The following is a 16851-nucleotide window of genomic DNA, read 5'->3' on the forward strand; positions in this document are numbered from 1 at the left end:
GGAGGCGCATTGTCTGATCGAGATACGCTGGCTGACCAGGAACTGATGACCGCCCCGAAATCACGTTCATGTGCAGAGATCCCAGACACGGCGTCCGAGACTGCGTCTCGACGCGCGCGGTACAACCACGCAAAGACGCACCTCTCCGCCAAGATGGGCAGATGGACGATGATCCTCCTGCAGCCTTGAATCCCGACGCGCTCGCCGATCGCGCATGGGACGAGGCGCTCGCCGCGGCGGTGGCGGCGGGTGGTGACTACCACGACTACTGGACGGCTATCGGCAGTGCTGCCAAGGCGGCTCGCGAATCGGCCCCCGAGCTAGAGCGGACCTTTGCACTGTTCGCGAGTATTGCATCGCTTATGCTGCAACCCGACAAGCCGGCCGAGCCATACACCCCAGCAATCGTGATGAGCACGGGCAGGACCATGGCCGAAGAGGACTTGGGGCAGGAGGAGTTGGTGTTCCTCGGGTCGGTGGTCAGCACGCTCGAACCTCCGAAGTTACGTGCAAGGGTGGGGGACATTCTGTGGCGAAGGAGCGAGCGTGAGAGTCGATATAGGTTTGGGGTGATCGCGCTTGACGCTTTCCTGCTGGTCGACCTGACCCCTGACTCTTGGGCCGGTGATGGCGAAGACTGTTGGGCGCGGGCGATCGAAATTGCCTATCGCAGTAACGCGAAAGAGAAGCTAAGCCAGATCTGTCAGCACCTCCTGACTCTCTTCGACGAGGCCACAGTCAACGACGGCTACTACTTCATGGCGCTTGCCACCCTCCTGTTCCGGTCGCGGGTTCCGGAGGCAGACACCCACAAGGTTGCCGATCGCTTGCACGCCCTAAGCAGCGAGCTGGAGGAAAGCGGCGACCTCTGGCGCGCGAGAGATTTCCTACTTGAAGCGGAGCGCTGGTATCGCAAGCTCGGGGCGCGCGACACAATCCTCGACATCCACGTTCGCGAAGCGGACCTATGGCAGCGCGAAGCCGCCATGGCGTCGTCGGGGGAGGCAGCAAGGCCCGCGTTTGTAGTGGCAACCTATCTGGAGAGCGCGCTCAAGGCATTGCTGAAGGTTCCGCGGGCGCAGCGGGGACCACGCGGACTCGACCCCAGGATCGAAGTGATTAGGTGGGAGATCCGAGACGCACACGCCGCCGCGGTGCAGCAGATGGTTGCCTTCGACTCACCGGTCATCGACCTGACCAAGGCAGCACAGCAGGCTCGCGCCCGGGTCAAAGAACTCGACGTGATCACCGCCTTGAAGAACTTCGTGACTCTCGCACCGTATGCCTCAGACGCGGAGAGCAGGCAACAGGCGACCGCAGCGGTGAACGAGCCACGCATATTGAACCTGGTAAGCCGTGTCGTCTACACCCCGGACGCCCGAGTCGCGGCACGAAGCACGCCAACGCTCGGCGAGGAGAACCAAAACGAGCGGATCTGGCATGTCATGGTCTCAGAGTTCAGCGAACGCGCGACCCGGATAGCGCACGGGGTGATCTTGCCGGCTTTGTCCCAGCTTCACGTCGATCATGGTCTCTCACTTCGAGACTTTAAAAACATTGCTCAGTCCTCCGCCGTGGTGCCGGCCGACCGCGAGGGACTGTTTGCGCTTGCGCTGTTCCACGGGTTCAACCGAGATTTCACGTCGGCTCTGTACATCTTGGCGCCGCAGATGGAGAACCTTGTCCGGCAAGTACTGAAGTCAGCGCGGGTCTCCACCAGCACCTTCGACGCCGACAATCTCGAGACCGAGAACAGCTTGAACGCGCTGCTGGAGCGTCCTGAGGCGGCCGAAATCTTTGGCCCGGACCTCGTATTTGAGTTGCGGGCGCTCTACTGCGAGCAGGTCGGACCGAATCTGCGCAATCAGGTAGCCCACGGTCTGCTCGACGACGATGAGTCGGCCTCCTCTCACGCGGTGTATGCCTGGTGGCAAGCGCTGCGGCTGGTCTACATGCCCTACTGGAATCAGTACCGGGCAGAAGCGGTACCCACAGACGAAGACCGAGATGACCCAGATCAATAGGGCAAGCAGCGATGTTCAGGACGGAGCACGTCAGAATGGCTGAGCAACACGCACCCGACCCGGAGCAGGAGTTCGGTGTCAACGTCCTTGAGAACTTTTTTGTGACGTGGGTCGAGCCGGAGCTCGCCCGACGTCGACTGCCCGCCGATCGGAGCTTCGTGTGGGCAGCCGTCGTGGAGCTCCTTCCTGGTGGTGGCTCCAAGACGACGCTCAATAGTGAAGCCAAGATCGCCGCAAAGGCGGCCCCCTCCGCAGGGATCGCGCCGGGCACGCCGCTGACCGAGCAGAACATCGAAAGCCTCGAAAGTTTCCAACCGGCCGGAGTCGGGGCCGACAGCGGTTGGATCGTCTACGTCGTGTTCGCAGGGGCTCCGTACCTTGCGTTTGACTTCCGCTACAACAAGAGCCGCGTCGGCGAGCTACTCGATCTCGCCGACGACTACATCACGACGGCCCGGGCGTCCCACGCGACGGCCGTTCGTCCCGCTATCGATAACCTGTACTCCGCGGCCGAGCTCACCGTCCAAGCGCAGATGCTCGGCGAGTCCCAGAAGACCACCTTCCACCGAGTCCGCGCGGAGTGGCTGAAGAACGCGGCCGACATGGCGAACGTTCCGCCCACGCACAACGACGTACTCGACCGCCTGCATGGCCAGCGGGCAGCAGCCCGCTACGCAGATGGCCCACTGCACATGACGGTCACCGACGTCGCCGAAGCGCTTGAGGCAGTGACCCAGATGATCGACTTCGCGCGCCAGCGCACCGGCGTTCCTCGCCAGGATTAAGGATGCCGTCGGCTCCGCATACGGCAGCGCGGACGGGAAGCGGCGCGAGATGACGAGTCGCCGCGGCGTGTCGTCAAGGCCAAGCTTGACTGGGAGCGCGGACGGCTTTGCTTGCCCCTCGCTAGCGGCATGACACCGCCTAGTCATGTAAAAGATGAGCAGAATACCGAGTTGTGGTTCGGATTGGTTACTGGTCTGAACTGAAACCCGACTACGGCATCGCGAGGGGTTACCGGACTGCCGCACGAGTTGAGTTCATCCTCGCGCTCGTATGCTGGAACCGCGGCTCGGGCGCGGGGCTCTGCCATTTCGCGCCCGACTCGACCTGGGTGATCCTCCGCGACTCTGCCAACAAAGTGGAACGTCAGTCTGTGTAGGAAGATGAGGAGGCTTCGGTGGCTCGAGAAATCGGTGCGCACATGATGCTGGCCGAGTGGCTGTTCGTGGAGACGGTCGCCGATCTGCGCAACCGCAGCCGTGACCCAGCGTCTCGGCGCCGGTACGAGCTGCTTGGCATTGCACCGTTGCTTCGGAAGCTTCTCACCGATCGCGGTGACCCCTTGCTCGTAACCGTCAGGCGGGCACGACACGAAATCACGCCGGGATTCCGGATTCGACCGTGGCAGGTTCCTGGTAGCGCAGACGAGTCGCTCAACTATCTGATTCGCTTGAGCGGTCCTGAGCTTGTTGGCGACGCGGCGACTGACGCGCTGATGGCGGATCAATTCCTTGCGGCGAGAGTTGGGATGATTGAGGGTCAGGACCTGTCCGTCAAGCAGGTCATCCGCTACTACGCCCATGTCGAGGGTGGCGTCCACTTCGGTGACCCGGACGAAGACGGTCAAGAAGCGATGAGCAGTATGGCTCCCGTGCTGCTGGGGCACACTACGGGGCAGATCGAGATTCTTGGATACCTCGGGCAGGTCGTCGTCGACGCTCTGACGCCGCTGTGCGATTCGATTCTCACTTCGCCCACGATCGTCCCGGAGATGCACCGCCTCAACCGCTCGGGCTTCTACGACCATCACTGGACCACGGAGCACCACGCGAAACGCCAACCAAAGACAATTCGATGACAGGCCTCGCAGAGAGAGCCGAGCGGATTGCAGCACATTTGGTCGGCTACGAAACCGGTGCCAAGGTCGTTCCTCATGACATCGACGGTCGACAAAGTGCTGTCGACTATTTACTTGTCTGGCCGGACGGACGCCGTGGCGCTCTTGAAGTAACGCTCGTCATAGATAGAGCGTCAATCGCATGGCAAGGCATGGCGATGAAAGAGGGCTGGCGTTGGCCGGCGGCCAGCTCGTGGGAGTTCCGCTCAGCTGGGCCAAATTTTCCCTACAAGTTCGTACGGCGAGCGGTTTTGCGGGCAGTCGCGCTCTGCGACGCCCACGGTGCAGACCGGCCCGAAGAGCTGCCCCTGGCGGTACTTGAAGACGAGCTAGAACTGGCGCAGTTCCTCGCCGAGGAGCTCGGCACGCTCCGACGTGCGAAGCTCGATCCTGGCGTGGTGATTTACCAGTCCATGCACGCAGAGTTCGTCGACAATGCTCCTTCCGATTTCGCTCGGGTCGTCGAGACCTTGCATGGAGAACCCCACATGGCGTCGCATCTCAAGAAGCTGAGGCGCACGGCAGATGTTTCAGAGCGCCACCTGTTCTTGGTTCCGACGGACGATGTGCTGCCGGCCCGATTCTTCACCGATGATTTCCAGCCGCCCATTTCTGCTCCAGCGGGCTTCGGCTCCGTTGATGCGCTTTGGATCTGGTCGAACTACTGGCACCGGTACCTCGCGTTCCGGAACGATTCGTGGGCTTGGGTCGACTTCCCGCCCCGTGTTCAAGCACCAGCGGGTACTACATAATCGGCGGGATGAAACTCGAATTCATCCGCAAGTCGGGGAACTGAGATCACGAATATGGCAGTTCTGTGGCCCGGGAAGTGAAGTGGACCAATCAGGTGACCAACAGTCTGCAAATTATGCAAAACGTGACGCGCAGAGCATGCCGTGAAAGGTGAAACCCCAGATCAGGTGGCCCGGGAGTTTTGTTCCTGGCACCTGGGGGTCAAGGGGTCGCAGGTTCAAATCCTGTCAGCCCGACAGAAGGAGCCCTGACGAGAAACTATTTCTCGTCAGGGCTTCGTCGTCACATCCGCTGAATCGAAGAGCGGCGCGCTGGGGGTGACGACCGGTAGGCCCGTCGAGTCGATGCCGACGCGGGCGCCGGTTCGCAGGGCGAGCGTACCTTTCACGATCTGGAGTTCGCGCCGGGCCATCAGGGCCGACGGCGCGGCCCGCCTCCCTGAGACCTCGATCGGAACGGACCAGGCTGCATCGGGGAGATCACGGCAGGCCACGTTCAGGTGCACGACGGTGTGGTGGTGCAGGTTGCGCAGCGCGCTCGCCCCGAGGGTGGCTGTGAAGTCGACGGCCGCGCCCCATTCCCCGACGGGTTCGTAGTCGGGGTGGGTGATCGACGCCAGCCCGTCCAGGGCGATGGCCAGGGCTCGGGCCTCGAGGGCGACATAGGCGACCACGTGCGACCTGCTCCACCCCGGCGCGGTCGAATCGCCTCGGAGGTCCTCGTCGGACAGGTGCTCGAGCTCCCGGGAATACAAGGCGGTCGCCCGCCGGGCCGCCAGCAGCGTGTCGCCCGGCACCCGGCCCGTCACGCTCGAGACGGGATGTAGGTGCGGGAGAAGTGCAGCCGTTCGACGATCGGGGCGTCGCTGAAGCGGAACAGATCGAACTCGGTCTCCGCCTCCAGGCTCCAGGCCGTCCACGAGGGCACGACGAAGAGGTCACCGGTCTCCAGCGCCATCCGCTCACCATTCAGCACGACGGAACCGCGCCCCTCGAACACCTGCCAGACGGAGGAGCCGACCTCGTGACGAGCGGGCGTCTGCGCGCCCTCGCGGAGCCGGTGGAATTCGCAGCGGATGGTCGGCAGCACGTCGCCACCGCTGGTGGGGTTGGTGTATTTGATCGCGGCGTGGCCCTGCTCGACCGTGGCCGGATAGCCCTGATCCTCGAGGTCGAGCTGCGCGCGCAAGGCGGCATCGGTGTGCTCCCAGCGGTAGGCGGCCAGGGGCGTGCTCACCGATGCGCCTTGGCTCGACAGGGGAGTGAGTCCCGGGTGGGCCCAGAGCTGCTCCGAGCGGGAGATGGCCGGCGACGATTCGTCGGTGACCCGCTCCGACCCCAGTTCGAAGAAGCCGAAGTCCAGGTCGTGGGCGAAGGGCACGTCGAGTCCGTCGATCCAGGCCATCGGCTGGTCGGTGTCGTTGTGGTGGCCGTGGAAGTTCCAGCCCGGGGTGAGCAGCAGGTCGCCGCGGCGCATGGCCACCGGGTCGCCGTTGACGACGGTCCACACTCCCTCTCCCTCGACGACGAAACGGAAGGCGTTCTGGGCGTGCCGGTGCTCGGGCGCGGTCTCACGGGCACCCAGGTACTGGATGGCGCACCAGAGCGTCGGCGTGGCGTACGCGGTCGGTGCCAACCCGGGATTGGCGAGGCCGATCGCCCTGCGCTCACCGCCGCGGCCCACCGGAACGAGCTCCCCGGACCGCTGCGCGATGTCGAGCAGCGTCTTCCAGCGCCAGACGAACGGGATGGCCGCCGGGGCCGGGGCGAACGGCATCAGGTCGTTCGTCTGCGTCCACAGCGGGGCAGTGCTGATGGCGGCGAAGTCGCGGTAGAGCTGATCGAGCTCGGGGGAGGGAACCGGCTGGCCGTCGTGCGACGGCACCGGATCGGAATGCTTCGTCGTGTCATCGAGAGTCATGGTCGAGGTCTCCTTCATCGGGACGCCTCGGCTCCGGCGCCCGCGAGCCCACCCTAAAAGGGCACGCCGACGAGGTGGACAAGAATTCCGTGATACGGAATTCTTATAGATCGGCGTGGGCGATGTCCCGCTCGATCTCCCGTCGCGTGTCGAGGATCAAGGGGGCCAGCCCGTCGCGGATCGTGACACCGAAACGCGAGGTGGGGACCGACACGCTGATCGCCCCCACGGCCTGGCCGGACGGATCGACCAGGGCGGCACCGACCGCCGCGACGTCGCGCTCGGTCTGCCCGTGGTTGACGGCGAAACCCTTTGCGCGGACGACCGCGAGCTCGGTCATCAGCTCATCGATCGACCGGCTGTCATCGTCGCGCTCCGAATCCACGAGTGCTCGTGCCGCGCTCGGATCCAGCGTCGCCAGGATCGCCTTGCCCCCCGACGAGGTGGCCGCCGGCATGATCACGCCTTGCCGGTCGCGGGTGCGGCCCGGGGCCGCCGCCTCGATCGTCTCGAGGAAGCGCACCTTCGAGCCGACGCGCACCATGAGATTCGTCGATTCTCTGCTGCGACGCGAGAGCAGCACCAGGTGCGGGTGGCAGATCCGGCGCAGTTCCCGGTTGCGCGACAGGTGCGCGGGCCCGGCCTCCATCGACGGACCGGGCCGGTAGATGTGGTCGTCGTCGGCCACCGCGAAGCCGCGGTAGACCAGCGTCGACAGCAGCCGGTGCGCCGTCGATCTCGACGTTCCGAGGTGCACCGCCGCGTCGGCCACGCGGAGACTCCCGTCGTCGCGGAGGATCTGCAGCAGGCGAAGCCCGCGGTCGAGCGCGCCGACCCCGTAGGCCGGGGGAGCGGGAAGCGGAGTGTTCTGCATGACGGAATCTTACGCATGATGGCCGTCGCCGGTCAGCAGGATGGGCGCGTGAAGCAATACAGCGAAGTATTTCCTCGTTCGACCGTGTTCGTCATCGGCGGCGGAATCGGCGGCCTGGCCGCTGCTCTCGCCCTCGCCCGCGCCGGTCACACGGTCACGTTGGCCGAGCAGGCCGCCGAGTTCGGAGAGGTGGGCGCCGGTCTGCAACTGGCTCCGAACGCGACCCGCATCCTCCGCGACTGGGGCCTGCTGGATGCCGTGGTGCACGCCGGGGTGGTGACGGAGAACCTCGTCGCCCGTGACGCCATCGACGGCTCGGTGCTCACCGTGATGCCCCTGGGCGAGGCATTCCTCGCCCGCTACGACGCCCCGTACGTGGTGATCCACCGCACCGACCTCCATCAGATCCTCCTCGACGCCTGCAGGGCGTCGGCCGGCATCACGCTTCTGACGGGCACCACGATCATCGACGTGCAGACGGAAGCGCAGGGCGCGACGGTCACGGCGGAGGACGGCCGGCGCGCGACCTATCCCGTGGTCATCGGAGCCGACGGCCTGCGCTCGCGCACCCGGGATGCCCTGGTCGGCGATGCTCCGATCCCGTCGGGGTACGTCGCCTATCGAGGGACCATCCCGTCTGACGGCCAGGCCTCGAACGACGTCACGGTCTGGATGGGTCCGGGCTGCCATCTCGTGCAATACCCGCTGCGTCAGGGCACGCTGCTGAACAACGTGGTCGTCTTCAAATCGGCCGGCTTCGCACGCGGTGACGTCGAGTACGGCGGAGTCGACGAACTCGACACGGTGTTCGCCGGCTGCGCCGAGCCGGTGCAGGCGGCTCTGGCCCACGTGGGCCGCCAGCGTCGCTGGCCGCTCTACGATCGCGCCCCGGCGCCGACCTGGAACGACGGCCGGATCGTACTGACCGGCGATGCCGCGCATCCGATGCTGCAGTACCTCGCCCAGGGTGCCTGCCAGGCCCTAGAGGACGCCGATGCGCTGGCGCGACTGGCCCCCGGTTCGAAGGCGAGCGAGTGGGACGGCGCGATCGCCGGATTCGTGGCCGAACGCGAGCCCAGGGCCTCCCGCGTGCAGACGACCGCCCACGCGTTCGGTGACCTGTGCCACGCCGTCGGCGAGCAGCGGCTGGCCCGCAACGCTCTGCTGGCGTCCCGCGCGCGTGATGACTTCACCGTGGCCGACTGGCTCTGGGCCGATCGCGCCCCGGCCCACCTCTGACTCCCGACCTCGACCGGAAAGCCTCACCATGCGTCTTGCACTGTTCAACGATCACCGGCCGGGCGTCGTGCTCGGCGACGAGCTGATCGACGTCTCCTCGATCGTCCATCCGCTGCCGGCCGAAGCCGGAGGGGCCTGGGCGGTCTGGCTCGCCGCGGGATCGGGGACCGCCGCCCTCGAACGGGCCCTGCTCTCGGATGCCCTCCCACGGCATCCGCTCGACTCGGTGCGGCTGTGCGCGCCGCTGCCACGCCCCGGCAAGATCATCGCCGCACCCGTGAACTACCTCGACCACAAGATCGAGATGAGCGAGCAGAAGACGATCGCCGAGTACGGGGTCTTCCTCAAGGCGAACTCCTCGGTCATCGGCCCGGGTGACGCGATCGAGCTGCCCTACTCCGACAAGCGGATCGATCAGGAGGGGGAACTCGGCATCGTGATCGGAACGGGGGGACGCACCATCCCCGTCGGCGACGCCCTGGACCACGTGGCGGGCTACCTGGGATTGCTCGACATCAGCGTGCGCTCGACCGAGGACCGCTCGACGCGCAAGTCATTCGACACCTTCACCCCGATGGGCCCCTGGATCGTGACCGCGGATGAAGCGGGCGATGCCGATGACCTGCAGCTGGACTGCTGGGTCGCCGGCGAGCACCGCCAGAGCGTGTCGACCGCCGAGATGATCTTCGGTGTGGCGGAGCTGGTCGCCTACGCCAGCTCGGTGATGACCCTCCACCCCGGTGACGTCATCGCAAGCGGCACTCCCGCCGGCGTCGGGCCGCTCGCCGACGGCGACGAGGTGCGCCTCACCATCGAGCGCCTCGGAACACTCGTCGTGTCCGTCACCGGGCAGGGCGCCATCCCGTACGGAGATCGTCCGATCCCGTCGACCGCATCGATCGCGACATCGACGTCGTGAGAAGGAGTTGCACATGCCGAACAGTGTCATCGACATCAGGGAACGGCTCGACCAGTCGCCGATGAGGGGTGCCCAATTCGGCATCATCGCGGTCTGCGTCGTCTTGAACATGCTCGACGGGTTCGACGTGCTCGCCATGGCCTTCACCGCCTCGGCGATCGCCGAGGACTGGGCCCTCGGAGGAGCAGAACTGGGCATCCTGCTGAGCGCCGCCCTGCTGGGTATGGCGATCGGCTCGACGGCTCTCAGCTCGATCGCCGACGCGGTGGGACGTCGCACGACCATCCTCGGCTGTGCGGTGGTGATCGCGCTCGGCATGCTGGTGTCGGCACTCGCCCCGAGCTACGGGGTGCTGCTCGCCATGCGGCTTGTGACCGGTCTCGGCATCGGCGTCATGCAGGCCAGCCTGAACGTCTACGTCTCCGAGTACTCCTCGAAGCGGCGGCGCTCGCTGGCGATCAGCTTCTACACGATGGGCCAGCCGATCGGCGGTACCCTGGGCGGCATCGTCATCGCGGCACTGATCGGACCCCTCGGCTGGCACTCCGCTTTCGCCTTCGGCGCCATCGCCACCACGGTGATGATCCCGCTGATCTTCTGGCTGCTCCCGGAGTCGATCGACTTCCTGCTGGTGAAGCGGCCGCCGAACGCCCTCGACACCTTGAACCGCATCCTCCGGCGTCTGGGTCACAGCACGGTGCCCGCCCTTCCCCCGCTCGACGCCGCGGCGAACACGGCCCGGGGCCGGTGGGCGGCCCTGTTCTCGAGAGCGAACCGTACGAAGACGGTGCTGCTCTCGGTCGCCTTCTTCGCGATCATGGGGAGCTTCTACTTCGCCAACTCGTGGACGCCCCGACTCGTCGCGAGCAACGGTTTCACCGCCCAGGACGGCATCACCGCCGGCGTGATGTTCAGCGTCGGCGGCATCATCGACACCCTCGCGTTCGGAATCGTCTCCACGAAGGCGGGGGTGGTGCGCACGCTCCTGGTGACGTTCCTGCTCGGCGCGGGCGGGTTCGCCGGCTACGCGATCGCGGTGAACGGACTCAGCACGGCCTTCCTCGCCGCGGCGCTGCTCGGGCTGCTGCTGAGCGCAGGGATCGCCGGCATGTTCATCGTCGGCCCTACCCACTACGCCGCGGAGCTGCGGGCGACCGCGGTCGGCTTCATCATCGGCATGGGCCGGGTGGGCGCCATCCTGTCGCCGATCGTCGCGGGCGCCCTGATCGACCGGGACTGGAAGCCGGAGGACCTCTACTTCCTGTTCATCATCCCCATGGTCGTCGGCGCGCTCGCCATCGCCGGCGTGGGCCGGCACGACCGGCGCCAGGTCGGGTCGGCGGATGCCGGCACGCCGTCGCCCCGAGGCGGCGTCGCGGCTCGCTGAGCGGCGGCAGTCAACCGTTCCGGTGGTCTCACCGAGGTCGTGAGATCACCGGATGCCGGCGGCCACCTGCTCGAGCAGCGCCACTGTCAGCGCGTTCCCGCGGTCGACGGTGAGGCGCTCGATCGGCAGGTCGCCGATCATCACCAGCACGTGCTCGTTCGACAGGAGCCCCAGGGTGCCTTCCGCGCCCGGCAGGTCCGCCAGCCGGGCGCGCAGGGTCGGAGCCGCGACGGGGTGGGTCATCCACTCGCGCAGGGTCGAGCGGACGGTCAGCGGGGCAAACGGACCTGCCTCGCCCAGGACCACGCTCGCGCCCAGGCGGAGATCGCGCGAGGAGGCGCCGACCTCGATCCGATGCGAACCCTGGTCGCGCCGCCAGCCGCCGGAGCGCTCGTCCCAGCGCTGGAAGGCTCGCAGCGGCAGGTCGACGGCGAGCGTCCTGGCCTCGCCCGGCTGCAGCGTGCTGTGCACGAAACCGGCGAGCTGGCGACGGATGCGCGGCACGCCGGCATCCGGCTGACCCACGTAGACCTGGGCGATCTCGGTTCCCGGGCGACGGCCGTCATTGGTCACCGCGAACTCCACCGTGACGCCGCCCGAAACCGGATCGGTGTGTACGTCCAGCTGCGCGTACGAGAAGGGGGAGTAGCCGAGGCCGTGCCCGAACGGGTAGGCGACCGGCTCGTCGCGGGCGTCATATCCCCGATAGCCGACGAAGACGCCCTCGCCGTAGAACGAGCGGCCGGCTTCGCCGGGAAAGGAGAGGAACGACGGCGTACTGGCCAGAGTCGAGGGGATCGTCTCGGTCAGCTTCGCCGACGGGTTGAACCGACCCGTGATGATGTCGGCGAGAGCCGTCGCTCCGTGCCGTCCGGGCAGGCCGGCCCAGAGCAGTGCCGCCGAATCAGCGGCGAAATCGTCCACGGTCATGACGCCGCCGCCGAAGCACACGGTCACGACCCGGGCAGAGGAGTTCGCGGCCGCGGCGTCGAGCATCGCCTGCTGCGCTCGCGGCAGGCGCAGGTCGAGGCGGTCACGGCCCTCCGAGTCGGCATCGCCGTCGAGGCCGACCACAGCGATCACCACTGCGGCTCCGGTGACGGCCTCGCTCGCCTCGGCCAGCAGCTCCGGGGTCGTTCCGGACTCGCCGATCGTGTAGCCGGCCGCGAATCGCGTCACAGCCATGCCGCGCCGGGAGAGCGCGCCGAGCAGGTTCTCCGCCGAGCGGTCGTTGACCTGCGAACTGCCACCGCCTTGGATGGGCGGATGCTCGGCCAGAGCCCCGATGACGACCACCGGCACCGGCGGCTCCAGCGGGAGCACTCCGTCGTTCCTGAGGAGCACGATGGACTGCTGCGCGGCCTCCAGAGCGAGTGCGTCGTCGCCTCCGGCGGTCTCGGTGCGGCTTTCGGAGCGCGGGCCGTGAACCAGCGCCGCCACCCGTTCGGCGGATGCGCGCACCGTCTCGGCGTCGACGAGTCCTGAGTGCACGGCATCGACGATCGCGTCGGCCGACGCCCCGCCCGTTCCCGGCATCTCGAGGTCGAGCCCGGCGACGAGAGCCGCGAGGCGATCGTCGACCGCCCCCCAGTCCGAGATGACGGCGCCGTCGAAGCCCCACTCGTCGCGCAGCACCCGCGTCAGCAACCAGGGATCCTCGCTCGCGTACACTCCGTTGATCCGGTTGTACGAAGCCATCATCGCCCGGGGGCGCGCCTGGACGACGACCTGCTCGAAGCCGCTGAGGTAGATCTCGCGGAGCGCGCGTTCGGAGACCTCGGCGCTCACCCGCATCCGGTCGGTCTCCTGGTTGTTGACCGCGAAGTGCTTCGGGCACGCGGCCACCCCGGTCTGCTGCACGCCGCGCACGAACGCAGCGCCCATCTGCCCGCTGACCAGCGGGTCTTCGGAGTAGTACTCGAAGTTGCGGCCGCCGAGCGGCGAGCGTTTGATGTTGAGGCCGGGGCCCAGCAGCACATCGGCGCCGGCGCGGCTCGCTGCGGCGCCGATCGCCCGGCCGACCGACTGCACGAGCTCGGTGTTCCAGGTGGCCGCGAGGTTCGCCGCCGTGGGGAACGCGACGGCTTCGACCTTGCCCCGGAAGCCGGGGAGGTTCATCGCGAGCCCGTGCGGGCCGTCGGTCATCACGACGGAGGGCAGTCCGAGCCGCTCGAGGGCGACGGTGCCGGCCATGTCGGCCCCGGAGAGCAACGAGGCCTGCTCGGCCAGGGTCGCCGCCGCCAGGGCTCCGGCAGGGGAGTCGTGCTCGATCATGCGCCGACCTCCTGCTGCTCGAGCATCTGCCGACGCTCTTCGGGGTCGTGCAGATTCCACGCGCGGGCGGGCCGGGCGTCGTCGAGCGGATCCCGGTACGCGGTTCGGATGACGTGCCGGCCGGGCTCGATGCGTTCGGTGCGCGCATCCATCCCCGGGTGCACGAACAGGGCGGTTCCCGCGGGCGGCACCGTCAGCTCGACGGTCAGCGAGCCCGCATCACGCACCCAGGAGATCTCGTACCGGCCGAACGGGCTGTCGTGGGCGGCCGAGGCGCGGGTGAGCCCGCCGCCCGGTTGCGGAGCGAAGCGCACGTCGGCGTAGCCGGGGGCGGCGGGAGCCAGGCCGGCGACGCGTCGGTGCAGGAAGTCGACCACGGCGCCGAGCGCGTAGTGGTTGAACGAGGTCATCTCTCCGGGGTTCACAGACCCATCGGGGAGCAGGCTGTCCCAGCGCTCCCAGACGGTCGTCGCACCCATCGACACCGGCCACAGCCACGACGGGGCCTCGCGCTGCAGAATGAGGTGGTAGGCGTCATCCATGTGCCCGGTCGCAGCGAGGGCGTCGCAGACCAGCGGGGTGCCCACGAAGCCGGTCTGGATGCGGTAGTTGCCGGCCGCGACCAACTCGGCGAGCCGATTGCCGGCTGTGCTGCGTTCCTCCCCTTCGAGCAGTTCGAAGGCGATCGCCACCGACAGGGCCGTGACCGTGTCGCTGACCACCCGGCCGGCGGGGGAGACGTACTCGCGGCGGAAGGCGGCTCGCGCCCGGGCGGCGACGGCGCCGTAGCGCTGTTCGGCCGCGAGGTCGCCGAGCAGCGCTGCGCTGCGGGCCACCAACGACGCCGAATGGGCCAGGTACGCCGTGGCGACCAGGTAGCGATCGGTGGCGGAGTGGTCGGGCCGGTCGGATGGGGCGGCCGGGTCGAGCCAGTCGCCGAGCTGGAAGCCGTGGTTCCAGAGCCCGGTGCCCACGGTCAGGGCGTCGACCTGGTCGATCCAGCGGGTCATGCTGTCGAACTGGTCGTGCAGGATCTGGCGGTCGCCCGTGCGCTCGTAGAGCACCCACGGCACGATGACGGCCGCATCGCCCCAGGCGGCGGCCGGGTCGCTGGGGAAGCCGCAGGCCACCCACGGGTGGAAGTTCATCACCGAGCCGTACTCGATCTGCTCGGCGGCGAGGTCGCGCAGCCAGTTCTGCAGCACACCGGTGGAGTCGAACAGGTAGGCCGCTGCAGGCGCGAAGACCTGGATGTCACCGCTCCAGCCGAGCCGCTCGTCGCGCTGCGGGCAGTCGGTGGGCAGGTCGACGAAGTTGTCGCGCATGCTCCAGACGACGTTCTCGTGGAACCGGTCCAGCAGCGGGTCGGATGACGAGAACTCGCCGGTGCGCCGCATGTCCGAGTGCATCACCCGGGCCTCGATCAGGTGCGGATCCTGATCGGCCGGCCAGCCCTCGATCTCCGCGTAGCGGAAGCCGTGCACGGTGAAGCGCGGTGTCCAGGATTCGACGCCGTCGGTGGCGAAGAGGTAGGTGTCGACCGAGGCCGCCGTGCGCAGGGGGCGCAGGCTGAGCTCGCCGTCTTCGAGCACCTCGGCGTGACGGATGCGGATCAGATGGCCGGCCTCGGCACGGGCCGTGACGGCCAGCTTGCCGCTGACGTTCTGACCGAAGTCGAGCAGCACCCTCCCATCGGGCCGGCGCTCGACCGCGGTCGGCCGCAGCCGCTCGACGACCCTGACCGGAGGACCGGTGGGCGCCTCCAGCGCGGCCGGCACGTCACGGAGCGGGATCGTCGTGCACGCCGCCCAGCCGTCGGCGTCGAAGCCCGGCGCCGACCATCCGGCGAGAGCCCGGCCGAGTCGCTCGTCGTGCGCCTCGCCCTCGTAGAGGCCCGTGGAGATGATGGGAGAGAGTGTCCAGTCCCACTGCAGAGGCACCACCCGGGGCCCGAGGTCGTCTTCGATCTCGAGCTGGCAGAGCAGGGCGACATCCTCGCCGTAGATGTTCCAGAGGCCTCCGTTGAAGCCGAGTCGGCCGCGGTACCAGCCGTCGGCCAGCCATGCTCCGATCACGTTCTCGCCGGTGCGCAGCTGCGCGGTCAGGTCGATCGTGCGATAGCGCAACCGGTGGGCGTAGCTGCTCCAGCCGGGGGAGAGCAGGGCGTCAGCTCCCGCGCCCTCTCCGTTGACCTCGAGATCGAACACTCCGTGGGCGGTCGCGTAGGCGCGGGCGCGCCGCACCCGCCCGGTGGTGGTGAAGGATGCGCGGAGCAGGAAGGCCGGGCGCGCGGCTCCGGCGGGTGCGGAGAGAGAGGGGGAGACGAAGTCGGTGCTCCAATCGCCTCGCTCGAGCAGTCCGGCCTCGACCGGCAGCGGATCCGACCACGCCGCCCATCCGGAGTCGAGCAGGGATCGTACCCGCACGGTCGCGGATTCGCGAGACGTCAAGGGTCGGCCGGGCCAGGGCACCAGAGTGGTGGAATCCGTGGGGGTGCAGGTCGTCTTGCCACCGCGCGTGATCTCGACCTCGCCGCCGAGCTGGCGATCGTCGCCGCGACCGTCGACGACCCAGCTCAGTCGCGGCTCGGCCGCGCCGATCCCCAGCCCGTCGGAGCGATGCTCCACCTGCAGGCCGGTGCTGCGGGCGGAGCCCGTCACTTGACCGCTCCGGCGGTCAGGCCTTTCATGACCCGCTGGTTGAGGATGAGATACAGCACGAGCGTGCCGAAGACGTTGATGCAGATGGCGGCGAAGGTGGGGCCGTACTGCACCTGGCCGAACTGGCCGGTGAAGTTGAGCAGCCCGACCTGGATGGTGCGCAGGTCGCTGCGCGTGGTGAAGGTGAGGGCGATCAGCAGGTCGTTCCAGATGAAGAAGAACTGCACCAGCGCCACCGTGAAGATGGCGTTCTTCACCAGCGGGAACCCGATCGACCGGAAGGTGCGGAAGATGCTGGCGCCGTCGAGGGTCGCGGCCTCGAAGATCTCACGGGGCACGCTGCGGAAGTAGGTGGCCATCATGAACACCGTCAGGGGCAGACCGATCGCCGTGTAGGTGATGATCAGCGGCAGCAGCGACCCGGTGAGCCCGGTCTTGAAGTAGATGGTGAACAGGGGCAGCAGGATCATCTGGCCCGGCACCATGATTCCGGCCAGGAAGGCCAGCAGGACGACACCGCGCCCCTTCCACACCATCACCTCGAGGGCGAAACCGGCCGCGACGCCGAAGACGATGGTGAGGAACAGGGCGGGGGCGGTGGCCAGGATGCTGTTGCGCACGTAGGTACCGAGGTTGCCCGTCGTCCAGGCCTCGATGTAGTTGTCGAAGGTCCAGGTCTCCGGCAGCGCCCAAGTGGGGGAGTTGAGGAACTCGTCCTGGGTCTTGAACGAGCCCATCAGCAGCCAGAACAAGGGGTACACCACCGTGATCAGCAGGACGCCGATGACGATGATCTTCGGCAGGGCCTTCAGGATGCGGCGCCCCCGGGGGCTCCGGCGGCGCGGGGGACGGACGTCGGTCGGGGTTCGGACCGGAGTGGCGAGTGCGGTGGAGCTCATGA

13 protein-coding genes are annotated in these 16851 nt (G+C 67.6%); 7 read left to right on the top strand and 6 right to left on the bottom strand.

Features of this window, described 5'->3' with window-relative positions; translation table 11 throughout:
• Positions 1 to 161 precede the first annotated feature (161 nt).
• The 4 genes from Q0D75_RS06050 to Q0D75_RS06065 all read left to right on the top strand — a co-directional run bounded on the left by Q0D75_RS06050 (position 162) and on the right by Q0D75_RS06065 (position 4676).
• Positions 162 to 2024 (top strand): DUF4209 domain-containing protein, encoded by a 1863-nt coding sequence (locus tag Q0D75_RS06050; protein WP_159906801.1) that lies wholly within the window; start codon positions 162 to 164, stop codon positions 2022 to 2024.
• 35 nt (positions 2025 to 2059) lie between these two features.
• Positions 2060 to 2809, top strand: a complete 750-nt coding sequence (locus tag Q0D75_RS06055) for a hypothetical protein (RefSeq protein ID WP_159906803.1) — start codon at positions 2060 to 2062, stop codon at positions 2807 to 2809.
• A gap of 395 nt (positions 2810 to 3204) precedes the next feature.
• On the top strand, positions 3205 to 3885 hold the full coding sequence (locus Q0D75_RS06060; protein ID WP_159906805.1) for a hypothetical protein: 681 nt from the start codon (positions 3205 to 3207) through the stop codon (positions 3883 to 3885).
• Positions 3882 to 4676: a hypothetical protein gene (locus tag Q0D75_RS06065; RefSeq protein ID WP_159906807.1), complete on the top strand. Its 795-nt coding sequence runs from the start codon at positions 3882 to 3884 to the stop codon at positions 4674 to 4676. The genes Q0D75_RS06060 and Q0D75_RS06065 overlap by 4 nt, the downstream gene beginning before the upstream one ends.
• Positions 4677 to 4945: 269 nt before the next feature.
• Here Q0D75_RS06065 and Q0D75_RS06070 read toward each other — a convergent pair whose 3' ends face one another.
• The 3 genes from Q0D75_RS06070 to Q0D75_RS06080 all read right to left on the bottom strand — a co-directional run bounded on the left by Q0D75_RS06070 (position 4946) and on the right by Q0D75_RS06080 (position 7471).
• A complete protein-coding gene (locus Q0D75_RS06070) occupies positions 4946 to 5485 on the bottom strand; it encodes a maleylpyruvate isomerase N-terminal domain-containing protein (protein WP_291050437.1) in 540 nt (179 codons plus the stop codon).
• Positions 5482 to 6597 carry a cupin domain-containing protein gene (locus Q0D75_RS06075; protein ID WP_291050438.1) on the bottom strand — a complete coding sequence of 372 codons (1116 nt, stop codon included), beginning with the start codon at positions 6595 to 6597 and terminating at the stop codon, positions 5482 to 5484. Before Q0D75_RS06075 ends, Q0D75_RS06070 begins: the two co-directional genes overlap by 4 nt.
• 103 nt (positions 6598 to 6700) lie before the next feature.
• Complete coding sequence (locus Q0D75_RS06080) at positions 6701 to 7471, bottom strand: IclR family transcriptional regulator (RefSeq protein ID WP_291050440.1); 771 nt, start codon at positions 7469 to 7471, stop codon at positions 6701 to 6703.
• 48 nt (positions 7472 to 7519) lie between these two features.
• Between Q0D75_RS06080 and Q0D75_RS06085 the strand changes: the two genes are divergently transcribed.
• From Q0D75_RS06085 to Q0D75_RS06095, 3 genes are read left to right on the top strand one after another with little or no spacing between them, the layout of a single operon-like run.
• On the top strand, positions 7520 to 8710 hold the full coding sequence (locus tag Q0D75_RS06085) for an FAD-dependent monooxygenase (protein ID WP_291050442.1): 1191 nt from the start codon (positions 7520 to 7522) through the stop codon (positions 8708 to 8710).
• Between the two features lie 28 nt (positions 8711 to 8738).
• A complete protein-coding gene (locus Q0D75_RS06090; RefSeq protein WP_291050444.1) occupies positions 8739 to 9629 on the top strand; it encodes a fumarylacetoacetate hydrolase family protein in 891 nt (296 codons plus the stop codon).
• Between the two features lie 13 nt (positions 9630 to 9642).
• Positions 9643 to 11016 carry an MFS transporter gene (locus tag Q0D75_RS06095; RefSeq protein ID WP_291050446.1) on the top strand — a complete coding sequence of 458 codons (1374 nt, stop codon included), beginning with the start codon at positions 9643 to 9645 and terminating at the stop codon, positions 11014 to 11016.
• A 45-nt stretch (positions 11017 to 11061) separates the two neighbouring features.
• Here Q0D75_RS06095 and Q0D75_RS06100 read toward each other — a convergent pair whose 3' ends face one another.
• From Q0D75_RS06100 to Q0D75_RS06110, 3 genes are read right to left on the bottom strand one after another with little or no spacing between them, the layout of a single operon-like run.
• Positions 11062 to 13290 (bottom strand): glycoside hydrolase family 3 protein, encoded by a 2229-nt coding sequence (locus Q0D75_RS06100; protein ID WP_291050448.1) that lies wholly within the window; start codon positions 13288 to 13290, stop codon positions 11062 to 11064.
• Positions 13287 to 15950 carry an alpha-L-rhamnosidase gene (locus Q0D75_RS06105; RefSeq protein WP_291050450.1) on the bottom strand — a complete coding sequence of 888 codons (2664 nt, stop codon included), beginning with the start codon at positions 15948 to 15950 and terminating at the stop codon, positions 13287 to 13289. The genes Q0D75_RS06100 and Q0D75_RS06105 overlap by 4 nt, the downstream gene beginning before the upstream one ends.
• Positions 15947 to 16849 carry a carbohydrate ABC transporter permease gene (locus tag Q0D75_RS06110; RefSeq protein ID WP_291050452.1) on the bottom strand — a complete coding sequence of 301 codons (903 nt, stop codon included), beginning with the start codon at positions 16847 to 16849 and terminating at the stop codon, positions 15947 to 15949. The genes Q0D75_RS06105 and Q0D75_RS06110 overlap by 4 nt, the downstream gene beginning before the upstream one ends.
• Between the last annotated feature and the right edge of the window lie 2 nt (positions 16850 to 16851).

The organism is Herbiconiux sp. (assembly GCF_023264855.1).
Lineage (GTDB): Bacteria > Actinomycetota > Actinomycetes > Actinomycetales > Microbacteriaceae > Herbiconiux.